Source organism: Geodermatophilus aquaeductus, assembly GCF_900182545.1.
Classification (GTDB): Bacteria; Actinomycetota; Actinomycetes; order Mycobacteriales; family Geodermatophilaceae; genus Geodermatophilus; species Geodermatophilus aquaeductus.
Genome location: NZ_FXTJ01000002.1, coordinates 530886 through 550255, shown reverse-complemented (window position 1 = coordinate 550255; position 19370 = coordinate 530886). Strand labels below are relative to the sequence as shown.

Genomic DNA, 19370 nt, shown 5'->3' with positions numbered 1-19370 from the left:
GGCTCGTTATCGTGTCGTGACTGACAGCCGGAGTGGGGATCGACCCGGGCGGCGTCCGACGGTCCCGGGATCCCCGACGCTGTCGTTCGCGCGCACGACATCTCTGCCCGGTCCCCCGACCCCGTGGAAGTGTCGTGCCCCGAACGCTGAAGCTCGCCCTCTGCGCCCTCGTCCTGCTCGGACTGGTGGGCGGGTCCGTGGCCTGGTTCGCCGCGCAGAAGTCGCTCACCCTCACCGTGGACGGCCAGGCCCGCGAGGTCAGCACCTACGCCGACACCGTCGGGGAGGTGCTCGAGGAGGAGGGGCTGCAGACGCAGTCGCACGACGTCGTCCTCCCGGACCCCGGGGCCGAGGTCGGCGACGGCGACACGGTCGTGGTCAACCGCGCCCGCCCGCTGCAGCTCACCGTCGACGGCGTCTCGCGCGAGGTCTACGTGACCGCACTGTCGGTGGACGAGGCCCTCGACCAGCTCGGCTACCGCGCCGAGGACATGGTGCTGTCGGCCAGCCGCAGCGAGCGCCTCCCGCTCGACGGCATGGCGCTGTCGATCACCACCCCGAAGAACGTGACGCTCGTCGTCGACGGCGGCACGCGCGTCGTCACCACCACGGCCGCCACCGCCGGCGACCTGCTGGCCGAGCAGGGCGTGACCCTCGGCCCGGACGACCGCCTGAGCCTGCTCACCACCCAGCCGCTGCTCAACGCCATGCGGCTGCAGGTCTACCGCGTGCAGGTCGTGGAGGAGGTCGTCACCGCGCCCGTCGACTTCCAGACCGTCGAGACCGACGACCCCGAGGCGTTCGAGGGCACCGAGACCGTCACCCAGGAGGGCGTGGAGGGCGAGCAGGCCACCACCTTCCGGGTCACCTACGTCGACGGCGTGCAGACCACCCGCGAGCAGCTCAACACCGCCGTGACCCGTCCCGCGGTCGACGAGCTGGTCAGCGTCGGCACCAAGGAGCGCCCGGCCCCCGCGGCCAGCAGCGGCAACGCCCCGTCGGCCGACGGGCTGAACTGGGCGGCGCTCGCGCAGTGCGAGTCCGGTGGCCGCCCGAACGCGGTCAGCTCCACCGGCAAGTACCACGGCCTCTACCAGTTCTCGGTCGCCACCTGGCAGGCGGTCGGCGGGACCGGCGTGCCGTCCCAGGCCTCGCCCGACGAGCAGACCTACCGCGCGCAGCTGCTGTACCAGCGCTCCGGCGCCGGCCAGTGGCCGCACTGCGGCCCGCGGCTGTTCAGCTGAGCACGAGCCGCTGAGCACCCCCGAGCAGACCGACGGGCTGCTGGGCCCGGCCGCGATCCGCGAGCTGGCCCAGCAGCTCGGTCTGCGTCCCACCAAGACGCTCGGGCAGAACTTCCTGCACGACGCCAACACCATCCGGCGGATCGTGCGCACCGCCGAGCTGCGGCCCGACGACGTCGTCCTCGAGGTCGGGCCGGGGCTGGGCTCGCTCACCCTCGGCCTGCTGCCCGCCGCCGCGGCCGTCACCGCCGTCGAGATCGACCCCCGGCTGGCCGCCCTGCTGCCGGACACCGTGGCCGCGCGCCGCCCGGACCTCGCCGGCCGGCTGACCGTCGTCGAGGCCGACGCCCTGCGGGTGACCGACCTCCCCGGGCCGGCTCCCACGGCGCTCGTGGCCAACCTGCCGTACAACGTGGCCGTGCCCGTCCTCCTGCACCTGCTCGAGCTGCTGCCCTCCCTCCGGCGCGCCCTGGTGCTCGTCCAGGCCGAGGTCGCCGACCGGCTGGCCGCCCCGCCGGGCAGTGCCGCCTACGGCGTCCCGTCGGTCAAGGCCGCCTGGTACGGCACCGCCCGTCGCGCGGGCAGCGTCGGCCGCCGGGTGTTCTGGCCCGAGCCCAACGTCGACTCCGGCCTGGTCGCCCTCGACCGGCACGACCCGCCACCGGGGGACCGGGCCGCCACCTTCGCCGTCGTCGACGCCGCGTTCGCCATGCGCCGCAAGGGGCTGCGCGCGGCCCTCGCCCGCTGGGCGGGGAGCCCCGCCGCGGCCGAGCAGCGGCTGCGGGCGGCCGGCATCGACCCCACCACCCGCGGCGAACAGCTCTCGGTGGCCGACTTCGCCCGCCTGGCGGCGACGGCGCCGTGAGCTGGTCGACGTCCGGCGGTCCCGGGCACACCCGCGGTGATGGCGCGGTGTCCGCCCACGCTCCGGCCAAGATCAACGTCTCGCTGGCCGTCGGCCCGCTGCGCGAGGACGGCTACCACGACCTGCAGACGGTCTACCTCGCCGTCTCGTTGCTGGACACGGTGACCGTGCGCCGCGCCGAGGGTCTGTCGGTCACGGTGACCGGCGAGGGCGCCGAGGGACCCGACCCGGTGCCCACCGACCGGCGCAACCTGGTGTGGCGGGCCGCCGAGCTGCTCGCCGAGCACGCCGGGGTCGCCCCCGACGCCGCCATCGCCGTCGAGAAGGCCATCCCGGCCGCCGCGGGGCTGGCCGGGGGCAGCGCCGACGCCGCGGCCGCGCTGGTCGCCCTGGACGCCCTGTGGGGCACCCACGCCACCCGCGGTGACCTCACCGCCCTGGCCGCCCGGCTGGGCAGCGACGTGCCGTTCTCCCTCGCCGGCGGGGTGGCCCTCGGCAGCGGGCGCGGGGAGCGGCTCACGCCCGTCCTGGCCCGGCGGCCGTGGCACTGGGTGCTCGGCCTCGCCGACGGCGGGCTGTCCACCCCGGCGGTCTACGCCGAGCTCGACCGGCTGCGGGCCGAAGGGCGGCTGCCCGACGGCGCCGCGTTCCCCTCGCCCGAGCCGGTGGTCGCCGCGCTGCGCAGCGGCCCGGTGGAGGCCCTGGCCGCCGCCCTGGCCAACGACCTGCAGGCACCGGCCGTCTCGCTCCGGCCGGCGCTGCGCCGGGCCCTGCGGGGCGCCATCGACGCCGGGGCCGCCGCCGCGGTGGTCAGCGGCTCGGGCCCGACGGTGGCGGCGCTGGCCGCGGACGAGGACGCCGCGGTGCGCCTGGCCGCCGTCCTCGCCGGGGAGGGCCTGTTCCGCACCGTCCGCGTGGTGCACGGGCCGGTGCCCGGCGCGCGCCTGGTGGGCTGAGGGGGGCTCAGCCGTCCTCGTGCCGCAGCACGGGCTCGGGGTCGAGGCGGGAGAGCCCCGCGAAGGCGAGGTCGACCAGGCGGGCGGCCACCTCGGCCTTGCCCGGCGAGCGGGTCTCCAGCCACCACTGACCCACCTGCGCGACCATCCCGACCAGGGCCTGGCTGTAGAGCGCGGCCAGGTGTGGGTCGTAGCCGCGCTCGCCGAAGCGCTCGCCCAGCAGGTGCTCGACCCGCCGGGCGAGCTCGCCGATCAGCGAGGAGTAGGAACCGGGGGAGTCGCGCGAGAGCACGCGGAAGCCGGCGGTGTCCTCCTCGACGTAGTCGAGCAGGGCCAGCGCCGCGCGCTCGAGCAGCGCCCGCGGGCTCCCGCCGGCCGCGAGCGCCGAGGTGAAGCGGTCGAGCACCCGCTCCATCTCGCGGTCGACGACGACGGCGTAGAGCCCCTCCTTGCCGCCGAAGTGCTCGTAGACGACCGGCTTGCTCACGTCGGCGCGGGCGGCCAGCTCCTCGATCGAGGTGGCGGCGTAGCCGCGCTGGGCGAACACCTCCCGGCCGACCGACACGAGCTGCTCCCGCCGCTGCGCGGCGGTCATCCGCCGCCGGGGCCGGGGCGCCCCGGCGACGCTCAGGAGACGGCGCTCGCGGCAGGGACGCGCTTGGCGGCCAGGCGGGCCGGGTCGGGCCACTTCACCGAGTGCGCCCAGCCGAGCTTCTCGAACACCCAGATGACGCGGGCGCTGATGTCGATCTGGCCGCGCAGGACGCCGTGGCGGGCGCACGTCGGGTCGGCGTGGTGCAGGTTGTGCCACGACTCGCCGGCGCTGAGGACGGCCAGCGGCCAGAAGTTGGTGGCGCGGTCGCGGGAGGCGAAGGGCCGGCTGCCCACCACGTGGCAGATCGAGTTGATCGACCAGGTGACGTGGTGCAGCAGCCCGGTGCGGACCAGCCCGGCCCAGAAGAACGCGCTCCACGCGCCGGCCCAGCTGCCGGTCACCAGGCCGCCGATCGCGGCGGGCAGCGCCAGGCTCAGGAACGCCCAGAGGCTGAACAGCCGGCTGGTGACCGTGAGACCGCGGTCCTTGAGCAGGTCGGGGGCGTACCGGGCGGCGTTGGTCTGGCGGCGGTCGAACAGCCAGCCGAGGTGGGCGTGGAACATGCCCTTGAGCAGCGCCCGCGTGTCGGTGCCGTAGCGCCACGGCGAGTGCGGGTCGCCCTCGCGGTCGGAGAACGCGTGGTGGCGGCGGTGGTCGGCCACCCACTGCACGACCGGGCCCTGGATCGCCATGCAGCCGGCGATCGCCAGCGCGATGCGCAGCGGCCGGGTCGCCTTGAACGAGCCGTGGGTGAAGTAGCGGTGGTAGCCGACGGTGACGCCGAGCAGGGGCACGAAGTAGAACGCGGCGAACAGCGCGACGTCGAGCCACGACATCCCCCAGCCCCACACGACCGGCACGATCGCGGCGAGGGCGAGGAACGGGACGACGACGAAGACGTAGAGGACCAGCTGCTCGAGGTGGCCCTTCTCCTTCCCGTAGGCGTTGGCCGGCAGGCCCTTGTCCGGGTCAGCGGGGGCGAAGGCCGTCGGCCGGGTGAGGGAAGGGGCGGACACATGGCCTCCAGGGGTCGTCCGTCGCGGGCCGCACGGGTCGACGACCTGCGGCTACGAGGCCGTAACCTACGTCACCGTAGGCGCGGCCGCTCGGTCGAGGGTCCGCCCTCCTCCCGCGTCCGGGACCCCGGCTCCCGTGCCCGGGCCGGACGCGCGCCCTAGGCTCGACCCACGCGGTGCCGGACGGGGACGGCGCGCGGTGGGGGATGGGGTAATCGGCAGCCCGCCGGCCTTTGGAGCCGGGAAGTCTCGGTTCGAGTCCGAGTCCCCCAGCAGCGGGTCCGACCAGCAGGGGTCCGACCGGCAGCAGCCACCCACCGTCCTCGAGGAGTTCCGTGAGCCCGCAGCAGGCAGTCGCCGCCGTCGTCGTCCTGGCCGCCGGTCAGGGCACCCGGATGCGGTCGGCCACCCCGAAGGTCCTGCACGAGCTCGGCGGGCGCAGCATGCTCGGCCACGTCCTCGCCGCCGCCGCGCCGCTGGAGGCCGGCACCACGCTGGTCGTCGTCGGCTCCGGCCGCGAGGCCGTCGAGGCGCACCTGGCCGCCGTCGCGCCGGGTGCCCGCCCGGTGCTGCAGGAGGAGCAGCGCGGCTCCGGGCACGCCGCCGGGGTCGCGCTCGACGCCGTCCCCGACCTCGAGGGCCCGGTGCTCGTGGTCAACGGCGACGCGCCGCTGCTCACCCCCGCCACCCTGCAGGCGCTGGTGGCCGCCCACTCCGCCGCCGGCAGCGTCTTCACCGTGCTGACCGCCGAGGTCGACGACCCGACGGGCCTCGGCCGCATCGTCCGGGGTGCCGACGGCGCGCCGCGGGCGATCGTCGAGGAGAAGGACGCCACCGACGAGCAGCGCGCGATCCGCGAGGTCAACGCCGGCGTCTACGTGGCCAACGCCGGGACGCTGCGCCGGGTCCTGGCCGGGCTGTCCACCGACAACGCCCAGGGCGAGCAGTACCTGACCGACGCGCTCGCCCCGCTGGTCGAGGGCGGCGCCCCGGTGGCCGCCGTCCGCGCCGAGGACCCCGTCGACGTCCTCGGCTGCAACGACCAGCGCGAGCTCGCCGCGCGGCGGCGCACCCTCAACGACCGCGTGCTCGACGCGCTCATGGTCGCGGGCGTCACCGTCGTCGACCCGGCCACCACCTGGGTCGACGTCACCGCCGCCGTCCTCCCGGGCGCCCGGCTGCTGCCCGGCGTCCAGCTGCACGGGACGACGACCGTGGCCGCCGGCGCCGTCGTCGGCCCGGACACCACGATGACCGACTGCACGGTGGGGGAGGGCGCCACCGTGCTCCGCTCGCACGCCACCCAGTCCGAGGTCGGGCCGCGGGCGGTGGTCGGCCCGTTCAGCTACCTGCGGCCGGGCACCCGGCTGGCCGCCGAGGCCAAGGTCGGCGCGTTCGTGGAGACCAAGAACGCCGTGGTCGGCGAGGGGTCGAAGGTGCCGCACCTGTCCTACGTGGGCGACGCGACGATCGGCCGGGGGGCGAACATCGGCGCGGCGACGGTCTTCGTCAACTACGACGGCGTCACCAAGAGCCACACGACCATCGGCGACCACGTGCGTGTGGGGTCGGACACGATGCTGGTCGCCCCGGTCACCGTCGGCGACGGCGCCTACACCGCCGCGGGCTCGGTCATCACCCAGGACGTGCCTCCCGGGGCCATGGGTGTGGCGCGGGCCCGCCAGCGCAATGTGGCAGGCTGGGTGGCACGCCGCCGCCCGGGCACCGCAGCCGCGCAGGCCGCGGCGGCAGCCACAGGAGCAGCGGCCGAGGGCACGGCCGGGAGCCGGCCCGCCAGTGACGGACCGGACCGGCCGGCGGAGCCCGGGCCCCACCACGAGCAGTGAGGCAGTGAGCGGATGAGCGCGATCCGGCAGACCACCAGCAAGAGCCTGATGCTCTTCTCCGGTCGGGCCTACCCCGAGCTGGCAGCCGAGATCGCCGGGCACCTGGGCGTCACGCCGACGCCCACGGCCGCCTACGAGTTCGCCAACGGCGAGCTGTTCGTCCGCTTCGAGGAGTCCGTCCGCGGCTGCGACGCCTTCATCGTGCAGAGCCACACCGCGCCCATCAACACCTGGCTCATGGAGCAGCTGCTCATGGTCGACGCCGCCAAGCGCGCGTCGGCCAAGCGGATCACCGTCGTCGCCCCGTTCTTCCCCTACGCCCGGCAGGACAAGAAGCACCGCGGCCGCGAGCCCATCTCCGCCCGCCTGGTCGCCGACATGTTCAAGACCGCCGGCGCCGACCGGCTCATGACCGTCGACCTGCACACCGCGCAGATCCAGGGCTTCTTCGACGGGCCGGTCGACCACCTCTTCGCCCTCGACCTCCTGGTCGACCACGTCAAGGGCCGCTGGGGCGACCGCGAGATCACCGTCGTGTCGCCGGACTCCGGGCGGGTCCGGGTCTCGGAGCGGTGGAGCGACAAGCTCGGGGGCGTACCGCTGGCCTTCATCCACAAGACCCGCGACCCGATGCGGCCCAACGAGGTCGTCGCCAACCGCGTCGTCGGCGAGGTCGAGGGCCGGGTCTGCATCCTGGTCGACGACATGATCGACACCGGCGGCACGATCGTGAAGGCCGCCGAGACGCTGTTCGAGGCCGGTGCCGCCGACGTCATCGTCTGCGCGACCCACGGCGTCCTCTCCGGCGCGGCGGTCGACCGGCTGAAGAACAGCCGGGTCAGCGAGGTCATCGTGACCAACACGCTGCCGATCGAGCCGGCCCGCCAGTTCGACAAGCTCACCGTCCTCTCGATCGCCCCGCTGCTCGCGCGGGCGATCAAGGAGGTCTTCGAGGACGGCTCGGTCACCAGCCTCTTCGGCGGCGCGTCCTAGCACCGTTCGAGCGGCAGGTACCCTGGACGGAGCCCGGCGAGGGAGACGGCCCGTCCGTACTCCGTGATCGACGTGCGTGTGCCCTCCCGGGGTGTGCCGCGCCGTGTGCCGGCCGCCGCCAGACCCACCTCCCGAGGAGCACACCACCGTGGCTGACTACCGCCTCGTCGCCGAGCCCCGCACCGAGTTCGGCAAGGGCAGCGCCCGCCGGACCCGCCGCGCGGGCCGCGTCCCCGCCGTCCTCTACGGGCACGGCCAGGACGTCGTCCACCTGTCGCTGCCGGCCCGCGAGTTCGCCGCGGTCCTGCGCAACGGCGGCAGCAACGCCCTGATCACCGTCGTCCTCGACGGCGCCGAGCACCTCGCGCTCACCAAGTCCGTGCAGCGCGACCCGCTGACCCGCCAGCACGAGCACGTCGACCTGCTGGCCGTGCGCCGCGGCGAGAAGACCACCGTCGAGGTGCCGCTGGTCGTCGTCGGCGAGCCCGGCGTGGACGCGATCACCAACCACCAGCTCAACACCGTCTCGATCGAGGCCGACGCCACGGCGCTGCCCGAGACGATCGAGGTCGACGTCACCGGCCGCACCGCCGGCCAGAACATCACCGCGGGCGACCTCGTCCTCCCGCGCGGCGCGACGCTGATCACCGACCCCGAGGCGCTGGTCATCGGCTTCCTGGGCGCCCCGACCGCCGAGCAGCTCGACGCCGAGCTCGCCGAGGCCGAGGCCGAGGCCGGCATCGAGCGCGAGGAGTCCGCGCCGGCCGCGGAGGGCGTCGGCGAGGGCGACGTCGTCCCCGAGCCCCTGGCCCAGGGCAGCGGCGAGTCGGTCGAGTCGACCGAGAACAGCTGAGGTCCGCGCTGACCGAGAGCACCACCCGCAGGGGCGCCGGCACCGCCGGCGCCCCTGCGGCGTCCCCTCCCTCCGAGGGCCCCTTCCTCGTCGTGGGCCTGGGGAACCCCGGCCCCGCCTACGCGGGCAACCGGCACAACGTCGGTGCCATGGTGCTCGACGAGCTGGCCGCGCGCGCCGGCGTGAAGCTCACCGCCGGCAAGGGCGCCCGCGCCCGCGCGCTGGCCGGGGAGGGGCGCCTGGCCGGCCGCCGCGTCGTCCTGGCCCGGCCGACGACGTACATGAACGAGTCCGGCGGCCCCGTCCGCGGCCTGCTCGACTACCACAAGCTGCCGGTCGCCGACCTCGTCGTCGTCCACGACGAGCTCGACATCCCCTTCGCGGCCGTCCGCCTCAAACGCGGCGGTGGCGAGGGCGGCCACAACGGCCTGCGCTCCATCAGCCGCTCGACCGGGACGCGGGACTACCTGCGCGTGCGGGTGGGCATCGGCCGGCCGCCCGGACGGCAGGACCCGGCCGACTTCGTGCTCAAGGACTTCTCCACGACCGAGCGCAAGGAGCTCGACCTGCTGGTGGCCGAGGCCGCCGACGCCGCCGAGGAACTGCTCACCCTGGGCCTCGAGGGCGCGCAGAACGTGGTGCACCCGCGCACCTGAGGCTCTCCCCTTCGGGTGAAACGGTCACTCTCCGCATTGACCCTCTGATGACTCTCTGTGAGTGTCGCTCGTGCTCAGGGGGAGATGTGCGAGCGCGGCGTCCAGTGGACTGCCACACACCGTGATCGGCACCTCCTCCGCGTACTCAGAGTGACGCGAGCCGAGGGGGAGACGTGCTGCTGGACCACCACGGCGCAGGACCGGGGACGGCTGCGCGGACGAGGGCGCTGCGCGCCGCCCCGGGCGGTGCGGCCGGCCGCCTGCGCGCGGTGTCCCACCCGCCGGCTCGCCGCTGGGAGGGCCGCTACTCGGCCGCCCTGCACGCCCTCGACCTGACCGCCGCGGTCGCCGCGACCGGCACCGTGCTGCTCGCCTCACCGGCCGACGTCCGGGCCGCCCTGCTGCTGCCGGCGCTCGTCATGGTGCTGGCCTGGCCGGTGCTGCTGGCCGCCGCCGGCGCGCACGACGACCGGGTGTTCGGCACCGGCAGCGACGAGTTCCGCCGCGTCGGCCGGGCCGGCTTCCTCCTGCTCGCCCTGACCAGCTTCGTGTCCTACGTCGCGCACCTCGACCTCAGCCGCGCCCTGGTCGTCCTCGCCGTCCCCGCGCTCACCGTGCTCACCCTCTCCGGCCGGTACGCCGCCCGGTGCCGGCTGCGCGGGCTGCGCGCCCGGGGCCGGTGCACCAAGCGGGTCGTGGTCGTCGGGCGCGGCGGCGCGGTCACCGAGCTGGCCGCCCGGCTGCGCCGCGGCGACTTCGCCGGCCTGGAGGTCGTGGCCGCCTGCGTGACGCCCGACAGCCGCAGCAGCGTCGCCGAGACACTCCGCGTCCCCGTCTCGGGACTGGACGACGTCGCCGCCGCGGTCGCCCGCCACGGCGCCGACACCGTCGCGGTGACCTCCGCGAGCGAGACCGCGGCCGAGTACCTGCGCCGGCTGTCCTGGCAGCTCGAGGGCACCGGCACCGAGCTGCTCGTCGCCCCGGGCCTCATCGAGGTCGCCGGCCCGCGGCTGCACATCAGGCCCTTCGAGGGGCTGCCGCTGCTGTCGGTCGAGCAGCCGCGCTTCGAGGGTTGGCGCCGGGTGGTCAAGGGCGGGGTCGACCGCGCCGCGGCCGCGCTGGCCCTGCTGTTCCTGGCGCCGGTGCTGCTGGTCATCGCCCTCGCCGTCCGGCTCGACAGCCCCGGGCCGGTCCTCTACCGCCAGGAGCGGGTGGGGGTGAACGGCCGCGGGTTCACCATCCTCAAGTTCCGCAGCATGGCCGTCGACGCCGACCGCCGGCTGGCCGAGCTGCTCGACCGCAACGAGGGCGACGGGCTGCTGTTCAAGATGCGCCACGACCCGCGGGTCACCCGCGTCGGGCACTGGCTGCGCCGCTTCTCCCTCGACGAGCTGCCGCAGCTGTTCAACGTCGTCGGCGGCTCCATGTCGCTGGTCGGCCCCCGTCCACCGCTGCCGGCCGAGGTCGAGCGCTACGACTCCTCGGTCAGCCGGCGGCTGCTGGTCAAGCCCGGCCTCACCGGCCTGTGGCAGATCTCCGGCCGGAGCGACCTGTCCTGGGAGGAGGCCGTGCGCCTGGACCTCCGCTACGTGGAGAACTGGTCGCTCGCCCTCGACGCGCTGATCCTCGTCAAGACCGTCCGCGCCGTCGTGAGCAGCTCCGGCGCGTACTGACCCGCCTCACCCGCGCCTCACCCCCGGCCCACCCCGCCGGGGGACGAGCGCACCCCCCTCCCGTTCCTAGCGTCGGACCGGGCCTCTGCCGAGGCCGCCGACGTCCCGTTCGCACGCGCACCCCGGAGGAGCGACCGATGGCCCGCACGAGCATCGCCCTGGTGGGGACCCGCGGGGTCCCCGCCCGCTACGGCGGCTTCGAGACGGCGGTCGAGGAGGTGGGCCGCCGGCTCGCCGACCGCGGGCACCGGGTGGTCGTCTACTGCCGCACCGCGCCGGGCGCGGAGGAGCCGCCGCCGGCCGAGCACCTCGGCATGGAGCTGGTGCACCTGCCCGCCGCCCGCCGCCGGTCGCTGGAGACCCTGAGCCACACCGCGCTGTCGGTCGGGCACCTGCTGGCCCACCGCACCGACGCCGCGATCGTCTTCAACGCGGCCAACGCCCCGCTCCTGCCGGTGCTGCGCGCCGCGCGCATCCCGGTCGCCACGCACGTCGACGGGCTGGAGTGGAAGCGCGCCAAGTGGGGCCCGACCGGCCGCCACTACTACCGCGTGGCCGAGTCCCTGGCCGTCCGCTGGTCCGACGTCCTCATCGCCGACGCCCAGGGCATCGCCGACTACTACCGCGACACCTTCGACGCCCCCACCACGCTGCTCACCTACGGCGCCCCGCTCGTGGACCCGGGCGCGGACCTGCTCGCCGGCATCGGCCTCGAGCCCGGCGGCTACCACCTGGTGGTGGCCCGGTTCGAGCCGGAGAACCACGTCGACGTCATCGTCCGGGGCTACACCGCCAGCGAGGCCAGCCTGCCGCTGGTCGTCGTCGGCTCGGCTCCGTACAACGACGGCTACACCCGCCGCGTGCACGCCCTCGCCGACGAGCGCGTGCGATTCCTCGGCGGGGTGTGGGACCAGCGGCTGCTCGACCAGCTCTACGCCAACTGCGCCACGTACCTGCACGGCCACTCCGTCGGCGGCACCAACCCCTCGCTGCTGCGCGCCATCGGCGCCGGCGCGGCGGTGACCGCCTTCGACGTCGACTTCAACCGCGAGGTCGTGCGCGACGCGGGCCGCTTCTTCCGCACGTCGCAGGACGTCGCGCGCCAGCTGGCCTCCGTCGAGGCCGACCCCGCCCGCGTCGAGCGGGACCGGCGCCGGTCCCGCGAGCTCGCCGCCGGCTACGACTGGGACGAGGTCGCCGCGGGCTACGAGGCCCTCGCGGAGCGGCTCGCCGCCCGCCGCGTCCCCCGGAGGCGGCCGAGCGGCCGTCGCCGGCCGACCGACGCCGACCTGCCGCTCCCCGCGGCGCCCACCGGCACCGTGGTCCCCCTGCCCGTTCCGGCGCAGCCGCGGCAGTGGGCCGACGAGCACCTCCCGGCGGCCCAGCAGTGAGCGGCACCGACGAGCGGGGCGGGACCGCCGTGCAGGACCGTCCGGCACCGGCCGCGCCGTCGTCGAGGCGGCGTCTGCTCCTCGCGCTGGCCGGGGTGGTGCTGGTCGCCCTCGTCGCCGTGTTCGTCCTCGTGCGGGGGGACGGCGACGGGCCGAACGGGTCTCCCGCCGCCACCGGGTCCTCGACGCCGGCGACCGCCACCGAGCCGTCGCTGGGCGCCGACGAACCCGGGGCGCAGGCGACCCCTCCGGCGGAGGACCCGCAGCCCGCCGTCGACGAGCTGCCGCCCAGCCAGGCCGCCGTCCCGCTCGACCGACCGGCCGCGGCCGGCGACGGGGTCACGGCCACCGTGGCCTCGGTCGAGGCGATCGACGGCGTCGGCCAGGGGCGCGGCAACGTGTCGGGGCCGGCCCTGCGGGTGACCGTGACGATCACCAACGGCACCGACGACGACCTCGACCTCGGCGGGGTGGCCGTGGACCTCACGCACGGCACCGACGCCGTGCCCGCGTCCCCGCTCGACGACCCGTCGCAGGCTCCCTTCTCCGGCGCGCTCGAGCCGGGGGAGACGGCCGAGGGGGTCTACGTGTTCAGCGTGCCGCCGGACGACCGCGGCACGGTCACGGTCTCCGTCGGCCACCGCGCGGGAGCGCCGTTCATGGTCTTCACCGGCTCCGCCGGCTGACCCGTTCCACCGCCGCACGACAGCAGGGCCCCGGCTCCGGCCGGGGCCCTGCCGTCGTTCGTCAGACATCACCCTCGGTGAGGACCGAACCGCAAGATCTCCGCACGACCTGCGGACTTGTCCCCGTAACGGGGGATGGGGACCCCCTGTCGTCACGCTTAGTGTTCATCCGCCTGGCCGGTGGACGGCCATGCGTTGGACGCGACACACGGGGGACTCCGACATGTCAGCACGCACGGTTGCCTCGCCCAGGGCCCTCCTGGCCGGCCTCCTCGCGACCCTGCTCTTCGCCGGGGTCCTCGGCGGGGCGGTGCCGGGGATCGCCTCGGCGGACTGGGCGCCGGTCAACCCGGCCGACCCGGCCACCCCGGCCACGGTGACGGCGGACGCCCTGCCCACCGTCCAGATCAACGGGGTCGCCTGGGCCCAGGTCGTGGTGGGCAACACCGTCTTCGTCGGCGGCGACTTCTCCACCGCCCGCCCGGCCGGCGCCGCGCCCGGCGTCGCGGAGACCCCGCGCAGCAACCTGCTCGCGTACGACATCCGCACCGGTGAGCTGATCACCTCCTTCGCCCCCACGCTCGACGGCCAGGTCCTGGCCCTCGCCGCCTCCCCGGACGGCTCGCGCCTCTACGTCGGCGGCGACTTCGGGCGGGTCAACGGGCAGGTGCGCACCCGCATCGCCGCCTTCAACGCCGCCACCGGCCAGCTGGTGGCCGACTTCCGGCCGGCCGTGTCCGGCCAGGTGTCGGCCATCGCGGCGACCAACTCGACCGTCTACCTCGGCGGCACCGTGACCGCCGTCGGCTCCGTCGCGCGCACCCGGCTGGCCGCCGTCAGCGCCGCCACCGGTGCCCTCACCGCGTGGGCGCCCCAGCCCGGCGGGACCGCCAACCAGATCATGGCCATGACGCTGGCCGGCACGAACCAGGTGGTCATCGCCGGCCGGTTCAGTTCCCTGAACGGCACGGCGACGTCCGGTGTCGGTGCCGTCGACGCCACCTCCGGCGCCACGAGGCCCTTCGCCGTCGGCCAGCTGATCACCAACCAGGGCCCGAACGCCGCGATCTACAGCCTCGCGACCAGCAACGGGGTCGTGTACGGCACCGGCTACGACTTCGGCGGCCCGGGCAACCTCGAGGACACCTTCGCCGCGCGGGCCGACGGCGGCCAGGCGGTCTGGTTCTCCGACTGCCGCGGTGACCACTACTCGGTCTACGCGACCAGCACCGTCGTCTACACCGCGTCGCACGCCCACGACTGCGCCAACATCGGCGGCTTCCCGGAGCAGCAGCCCCGCGTGCACATGTTCGGCAACGCCCTGTCGGCGGCGGCGACGGGCACCGTCCAGCGGATCAGCGAGCTGCGCTCCAACACCCGGCTGGTCGGCCAGCCGGCGCCCTCGTACCTCCCCTGGGACCCGGACTTCATCGCCGGCACCTACACCGGGCAGTTCCAGGCCGGCTGGTCGGTCAGCGGCAACGGCGACTACGTCGTCTTCGGCGGCGAGTTCCCGACCGTCAACGGCGTCGGCCAGCAGGGCCTCGTGCGGTTCGCCGTCCCGGCGCTGGCCCCCAACCGGGTCGGCCCGGCCACCAGCAAGCCCTTCGCGCTGACCACCACCATGGTCCCCGGCGCCGTCCGGCTGACCTGGCCGTCGGTCACCGACCGCGACAACGAGAACCTGACCTACCGCGTGTACCGCGACAGCGACACCGCCGCGCCGGTCTGCGAGGCCACCCGGCCGACCCGGTGGTGGGACCTGCCGACGTTCGGTTGCGTCGACACCACGGCCTCGGCCGGCTCGCACCGCTGGCTGGTGACGGTCAGCGACCCGGCGGGCAACAAGCTCAGCTCCGCGTGGGTCACCGGCACGGTGCCCGCCGCGAGCAGCGGCGCGTCCCGGCCCTATGCCCGTGCGGTCGCCGCCGACGGCGCCCTGGACCACTGGTACCTCGGTGAGGCCTCCGGTGCCATCGCCTACGACTACGCCGGCGCCCGCGACCTCACGGTCGGCAGCGGCGTGACCCGCTCGGTGGCCGGTGCCATCCCGGGCGACGCGAACACCGCCTCGGCGTTCAACGGCACCTCGAGCGGCGCGGCGTCCACCGGCACGGCGATCGCCGGCCCGCAGACGTTCAGCGTGGAGGCGTGGTTCTCCACGACGTCCCGGACCGGCGGCAAGATCATCGGCTTCGGTGACCGCAACTCCGGCCTGAGCGCCAACTACGACCGCCACGTCTGGATGGACACGGCGGGCCGGCTGTCCTTCGGCGTCTACACCGGGGCCGCCACGACCATCACCGGTCCCACCGCCTACAACGACGGCGGCTGGCACCACGTCGTCGCCACGATGAGCCCCTCGGGCCTGGCCCTCTACGTCGACGGCACCCTCGTCGCCTCGAGGGCCGGCGCCCTCCGCGCCCAGCCCTACAACGGGTACTGGCGGATCGGCGGCGACTCGGCGTGGACCGGCGGCGGCGCCGCCTGGTTCACCGGGCGGATCGACGAGGTCGCCGTCTACCCGGCCGCGCTCTCCGCGCAGCAGGTGTCGACCCACGCCGCCCTCGGCCGAGGCCAGAACCTCGCCCCGACCGCCGCCTTCGGCACGCAGGTCGCCGACCTCACCGCCCGGTTCGACGCCGGCGCCTCCACCGACCCCGAGGGCGTCATCCGCTCCTACGCCTGGGACTTCGGTGACGGCACCACCGGCACCGGGGTGACCGCCGCGCGCACCTACGCCGCGCCGGGCACCTACTCGGTGCGCCTGACCGTGACCGACGGCGGGGACCTGACCGCCACCACCACGCGGTCGGTGACCGTCACCGCGGCCCCGACCGGCGCCGGCTCCATCGCGGCCGACACCTTCGGCCGGGAGGTCCCCTCCGGCTGGGGCACCGCCGAGCGCGGCGGCGTCTGGACCACCGCCGGCTCGACCTCGGTCAGCGCGGGCACCGGCCGGCTGGCCGGCGCCGCCGGGCAGAGCGCCTCGGCGCGGCTGTCGGGCGTGAACCGGACCGACGTCGCCGTGCAGGCGACGCTGACCATGCCCCAGCTCGCCACCGGCGGCGGCACGTACGTCGGCCTCGCCGCGCAGAGCGTCGGGCTCAGCGACTACCGGGTGAAGCTCCGCTACCGCGCCGACGGGCAGGTCGAGGTCATGCTCGTCCGCATCGTCGACGACGTGGAGACCGTCCTGGACGGCTACCAGCTGCCCGGCGGGTACGCGGCCGGCACGGCGCTGACCGTGCGGTTCGAGACCAGCGGCGCCTCGCCCACGACCCTCAAGGTCAAGGTGTGGCCGGCCGCCGCGGCCGAGCCCACGGCCTGGGGCCTGACCCGGACCGACGCGACCGCCTCGCTGCAGCGCCCGGGCGCGGTGTCGCTGGACACCTACGTCTCCGCCAGTGCGACCGCGGTCTCCACGCTCCGCGTCGACGACCTGCGGGTCGAGCCGGCCGGCACGGTCGTGACGCCCACCCCGGTGAACCAGGCCCCGGTGGCGGCGTTCACCGCGACGCCGTCGCAGCTGACGGTGGCCGTGGACGGCTCCGGGTCGACCGACGACACCGGCGTGACCGGCCACGCCTGGGACTTCGGTGACAGCGCCACCGCCACCGGGGCCACCGCGTCGCACACCTACGCCGCGGCCGGCACGTACACCGTCCGGCTCACCGTCACCGACGCCGCCGGCCTGACCGGGACCACCACCCGGACGGTCACCGTCACGGCACCCCCGGCCGGGCCGCAGCCCGGCGCGCCGATCGCGGCCGACACGTTCGGCCGGGAGGTCGCCTCGGGCTGGGGCACCGCCGAGGTCGGCGGGGCGTGGACCACGTCCGGCACCACGTCGGTGACCGGTGGGGCCGCCCAGCTCAGCGGCGCCAAGAGCCAGAGCGCGGCGGCGCGGCTGGCCGGCGTGAACCGGACCGACGTCGTCGTGCAGGCCACCCTCACGGTGCCGCAGCTGACGACCGGCGGTGGGACGTACGTCAGCCTCGCCACCCAGCAGGTCGGGCTCACCGACTACCGGGCCAAGCTGCGGTTCCGCGCCGACGGCCAGGTCGAGGTCATGCTGGTCCGCACGGTGAACGACGTGGACACCATCCTCGGCGGCTACCTGCTGGCGGGCGGCTACACCGCGGGGACGTCGCTGAACGTGCGGCTGGAGACCAGCGGCACGGGCACCACGACCGTGCAGGTCAAGGTGTGGCGGGCCGGCACGACCCAGCCGACGGCCTGGGACCTGACCCGGACCGACACCACGGCGGCCCTGCAGCGCCCGGGCGCGGTCGCGGTGGACCTCTACACCTCCGGCAGCTCGACGGCGACCGCCACGGTGCGCGTCGACGACCTGCGGGTCGACCCGGCCGGCACCACGCCGACCCCGCAGCCGGTGAACCAGGCGCCGGTGGCGGCGTTCACCGCGACCCCCTCGGGGCTGACGGTGGCCGTCGACGGCTCGGGCTCGACCGACGACGCCGCGGTGACGGGCCACGCCTGGGACTTCGGTGACAACTCGACGGCCACCGGGGCCACCGCGTCGCACACCTACGCCGCGGCGGGCACCTACACGGTGCGACTCACCGTCACCGACGGCGCCGGCGCCACCGGGACCACCACCCGGTCGGTGACCGTCACGGCCGCCCAGCCGCAGCCGGTGAACCAGGCGCCGGTGGCGGCGTTCACCGCGACCCCCTCGGGGCTGACGGTGGCCGTCGACGGCTCGGGCTCGACCGACGACGCCGCGGTGACGGGCCACGCCTGGGACTTCGGTGACAACTCGACGGCCACCGGGGCCACCGCGTCGCACACCTACGCCGCGGCGGGCACCTACACGGTGCGACTCACCGTCACCGACGCCGCCGGCCTGACCGGGACCACCACCCGGTCGGTGACCGTCACCGCCGCCCAGCCGCAGCCGGGCACCCCGGCGCTGGCCGCCGACGCCTTCGAGCGCCAGGTCACCGGCGGGTGGGGCACGGCCGACACCGGCGGCCCGTGGGCCGTCGCCGGCCCGGTGGCCAACGCCTCGGTGACCGGTGGCGCCGGCCAGCTGTCGGTCCCGGCCGGGCAGACGAGCAGCGCCGCGCTGGCGCAGTTCTCCCGGCAGGACGTCGCGGTGCAGGTCGCGCTGACGCTCCCGCAGGCCCCCACCGGGGGTGGCGCGTACGTCAGCGTGGCCGGCCGCAGCGTGGGGCTGACCGACTACCGGGTGAAGCTGCGGTTCCGCGCCGACGGGCAGGTCGAGGTCATGCTGGTCCGCTCGGTGAACGACGTGGACACGATCCTCGGCGGCTACCTGCTGCCCGGCGGCTACCGGCCCGGCACGTCGCTGACCGTCCGGTTCGACATCGCCGGTACCGGCACCACGACCCTGCGGGTCAAGGCGTGGGCCACCGGCACCACCGAGCCGGCGGCCTGGGCGCTGACCGCCACGGACACCACCGCGGTGCTCCAGCGGGCCGGCACGGTCCTGCTCGACACGTACGTGTCGGGCTCGGCCACGGCGGCCACCGTGGTCCGGTTCGACCAGCTGTGGGTCGGCGAGGCGGGCACGGCGCCGACGGCTCCGTGACCGACACTGCTCCCGTGTCGCTGGAGAGTCCCCCGTCCTCCCGGGCCGCCGCTGACCGCGGCGGCCCGGGAGGCCTGGGCCTGGTCGTCGTCAACTACGGCTCCAGCGCGCTGCTGCGCCGGAACCTGGCGGCGGCCGCGGCGCTCGGCCCGCACGTCCGCGTCGTGGTGGTGGACAACCACAGCACCGACGCCGAGCGCGCGGCGGTGACGGCGCTGGCGGCCGAGCGCGGGTGGGACCTGGTGGCGCTCCCGGACAACCGGGGGTTCGGCGCGGCGTCCAACGCCGGCTTCGCCCGCGCCCGCGAGCTCGGCTGCGCCGTCCTCTGCTGCCTCAACCCCGACGCCTCGGCCACTCCCGAGGTGCTCGAGGAGCTGCGCCTGGCCAGCCTGGCCGACCCGCTCGCGGTCATCGCCCCGCGCATCGTGGACTCCTCCGGGGCCACGGTCTTCGCGGGGTCCACGCTGGGCCTGCGCGACGGCCGCACCGGCGCCCGGCACAGCCCCACCCGGTCCCGCGGACCGGTCGAGGACTGGCTGACCGGGGCCTGCCTGGTGCTCTCGGCCGAGATGGCCGACCGGCTGGGCGGCTACGACGAGGGCTACTTCCTCTACTGGGAGGACGTCGACCTCAGCCACCGCGCGCTGGCCGCCGGCGGCTCCCTCGTCGTCCGCACCGACCTGGTGGCCGTCCACGACGAGGGGGGCACGCAGGGGGAGCGGGAGGGCGACGCCAAGTCCGACCTCTACTACCGCTACAACTGTCGCAACCGCCTCGTCTTCGCGGCGCGGAACCTCTCCCGCCGGCAGCTGCTCGGCTGGCTGCTGCGGACGCCGCGGGTCAGCTGGGAGATCCTGCTGCGCGGCGGCCGGCGCCAGCTCGTGCACTCGCCCCGGCCGCTGCTCGCGGCGGTGCGGGGGAGCCTGGAGGGGGCCGGGGTCGCCGTCGTCGCGCTGGTGCGCGGGCCCTCCTCCCAGCCCCTTCGGGGGACGCGCACGCCACTGACCCGGTGATGGG

At 75.5% G+C, this 19370-nt stretch carries 14 protein-coding genes and 1 tRNA gene; 13 read left to right on the top strand and 2 right to left on the bottom strand.

Annotated features, from left to right (window positions below; translation table 11 throughout):
* Positions 1 to 134 precede the first annotated feature (134 nt).
* The 3 genes from FN207_RS07730 to FN207_RS07720 all read left to right on the top strand — a co-directional run bounded on the left by FN207_RS07730 (position 135) and on the right by FN207_RS07720 (position 3065).
* Positions 135 to 1244, top strand: a complete 1110-nt coding sequence (locus tag FN207_RS07730) for a resuscitation-promoting factor (RefSeq protein WP_142457761.1) — start codon at positions 135 to 137, stop codon at positions 1242 to 1244.
* A gap of 145 nt (positions 1245 to 1389) precedes the next feature.
* The gene (rsmA, locus tag FN207_RS07725) at positions 1390 to 2109 is read left to right on the top strand and encodes a 16S rRNA (adenine(1518)-N(6)/adenine(1519)-N(6))-dimethyltransferase RsmA (RefSeq protein WP_246065856.1); all 720 of its coding nucleotides are present in this window, start codon (positions 1390 to 1392) and stop codon (positions 2107 to 2109) included.
* A 47-nt stretch (positions 2110 to 2156) separates the two neighbouring features.
* Positions 2157 to 3065 (top strand): 4-(cytidine 5'-diphospho)-2-C-methyl-D-erythritol kinase, encoded by a 909-nt coding sequence (locus tag FN207_RS07720; protein ID WP_246065854.1) that lies wholly within the window; start codon positions 2157 to 2159, stop codon positions 3063 to 3065.
* A gap of 7 nt (positions 3066 to 3072) precedes the next feature.
* Here the strand turns inward: FN207_RS07720 and FN207_RS07715 are convergent, their stop codons facing one another.
* On the bottom strand, positions 3073 to 3660 hold the full coding sequence (locus tag FN207_RS07715; RefSeq protein WP_142457758.1) for a TetR/AcrR family transcriptional regulator: 588 nt from the start codon (positions 3658 to 3660) through the stop codon (positions 3073 to 3075).
* 32 nt (positions 3661 to 3692) lie between these two features.
* Positions 3693 to 4676 carry an acyl-CoA desaturase gene (locus FN207_RS07710; RefSeq protein ID WP_142457756.1) on the bottom strand — a complete coding sequence of 328 codons (984 nt, stop codon included), beginning with the start codon at positions 4674 to 4676 and terminating at the stop codon, positions 3693 to 3695.
* 200 nt (positions 4677 to 4876) lie between these two features.
* Here FN207_RS07710 and FN207_RS07705 point away from each other — a divergent pair.
* From FN207_RS07705 to FN207_RS26195, 10 genes are all read left to right on the top strand, one after another.
* Positions 4877 to 4949, top strand: a tRNA-Gln gene (locus FN207_RS07705).
* Positions 4950 to 5011: 62 nt separating this feature from the next.
* On the top strand, positions 5012 to 6523 hold the full coding sequence (gene glmU, locus FN207_RS07700; protein ID WP_142457754.1) for a bifunctional UDP-N-acetylglucosamine diphosphorylase/glucosamine-1-phosphate N-acetyltransferase GlmU: 1512 nt from the start codon (positions 5012 to 5014) through the stop codon (positions 6521 to 6523).
* Positions 6524 to 6535: 12 nt separating this feature from the next.
* Positions 6536 to 7516, top strand: a complete 981-nt coding sequence (locus tag FN207_RS07695; protein WP_110907641.1) for a ribose-phosphate diphosphokinase — start codon at positions 6536 to 6538, stop codon at positions 7514 to 7516.
* Positions 7517 to 7664: 148 nt separating this feature from the next.
* Complete coding sequence (locus FN207_RS07690) at positions 7665 to 8369, top strand: 50S ribosomal protein L25/general stress protein Ctc (RefSeq protein ID WP_142457752.1); 705 nt, start codon at positions 7665 to 7667, stop codon at positions 8367 to 8369.
* Positions 8370 to 8461: 92 nt separating this feature from the next.
* Complete coding sequence (gene pth / locus FN207_RS07685) at positions 8462 to 9025, top strand: aminoacyl-tRNA hydrolase (RefSeq protein WP_142457750.1); 564 nt, start codon at positions 8462 to 8464, stop codon at positions 9023 to 9025.
* A 173-nt stretch (positions 9026 to 9198) separates the two neighbouring features.
* Positions 9199 to 10698, top strand: a complete 1500-nt coding sequence (locus FN207_RS07680; RefSeq protein WP_246065853.1) for a sugar transferase — start codon at positions 9199 to 9201, stop codon at positions 10696 to 10698.
* Between the two features lie 137 nt (positions 10699 to 10835).
* On the top strand, positions 10836 to 12089 hold the full coding sequence (locus FN207_RS07675; RefSeq protein WP_142457748.1) for a DUF1972 domain-containing protein: 1254 nt from the start codon (positions 10836 to 10838) through the stop codon (positions 12087 to 12089).
* The gene (locus tag FN207_RS07670; protein WP_142457746.1) at positions 12086 to 12775 is read left to right on the top strand and encodes a DUF4352 domain-containing protein; all 690 of its coding nucleotides are present in this window, start codon (positions 12086 to 12088) and stop codon (positions 12773 to 12775) included. The genes FN207_RS07675 and FN207_RS07670 overlap by 4 nt, the downstream gene beginning before the upstream one ends.
* Before the next feature lie 223 nt (positions 12776 to 12998).
* The gene (locus tag FN207_RS07665; protein ID WP_142457744.1) at positions 12999 to 18353 is read left to right on the top strand and encodes a PKD domain-containing protein; all 5355 of its coding nucleotides are present in this window, start codon (positions 12999 to 13001) and stop codon (positions 18351 to 18353) included.
* Between the two features lie 14 nt (positions 18354 to 18367).
* Positions 18368 to 19366 carry a glycosyltransferase family 2 protein gene (locus FN207_RS26195; RefSeq protein WP_185938240.1) on the top strand — a complete coding sequence of 333 codons (999 nt, stop codon included), beginning with the start codon at positions 18368 to 18370 and terminating at the stop codon, positions 19364 to 19366.
* Positions 19367 to 19370 lie beyond the last annotated feature (4 nt).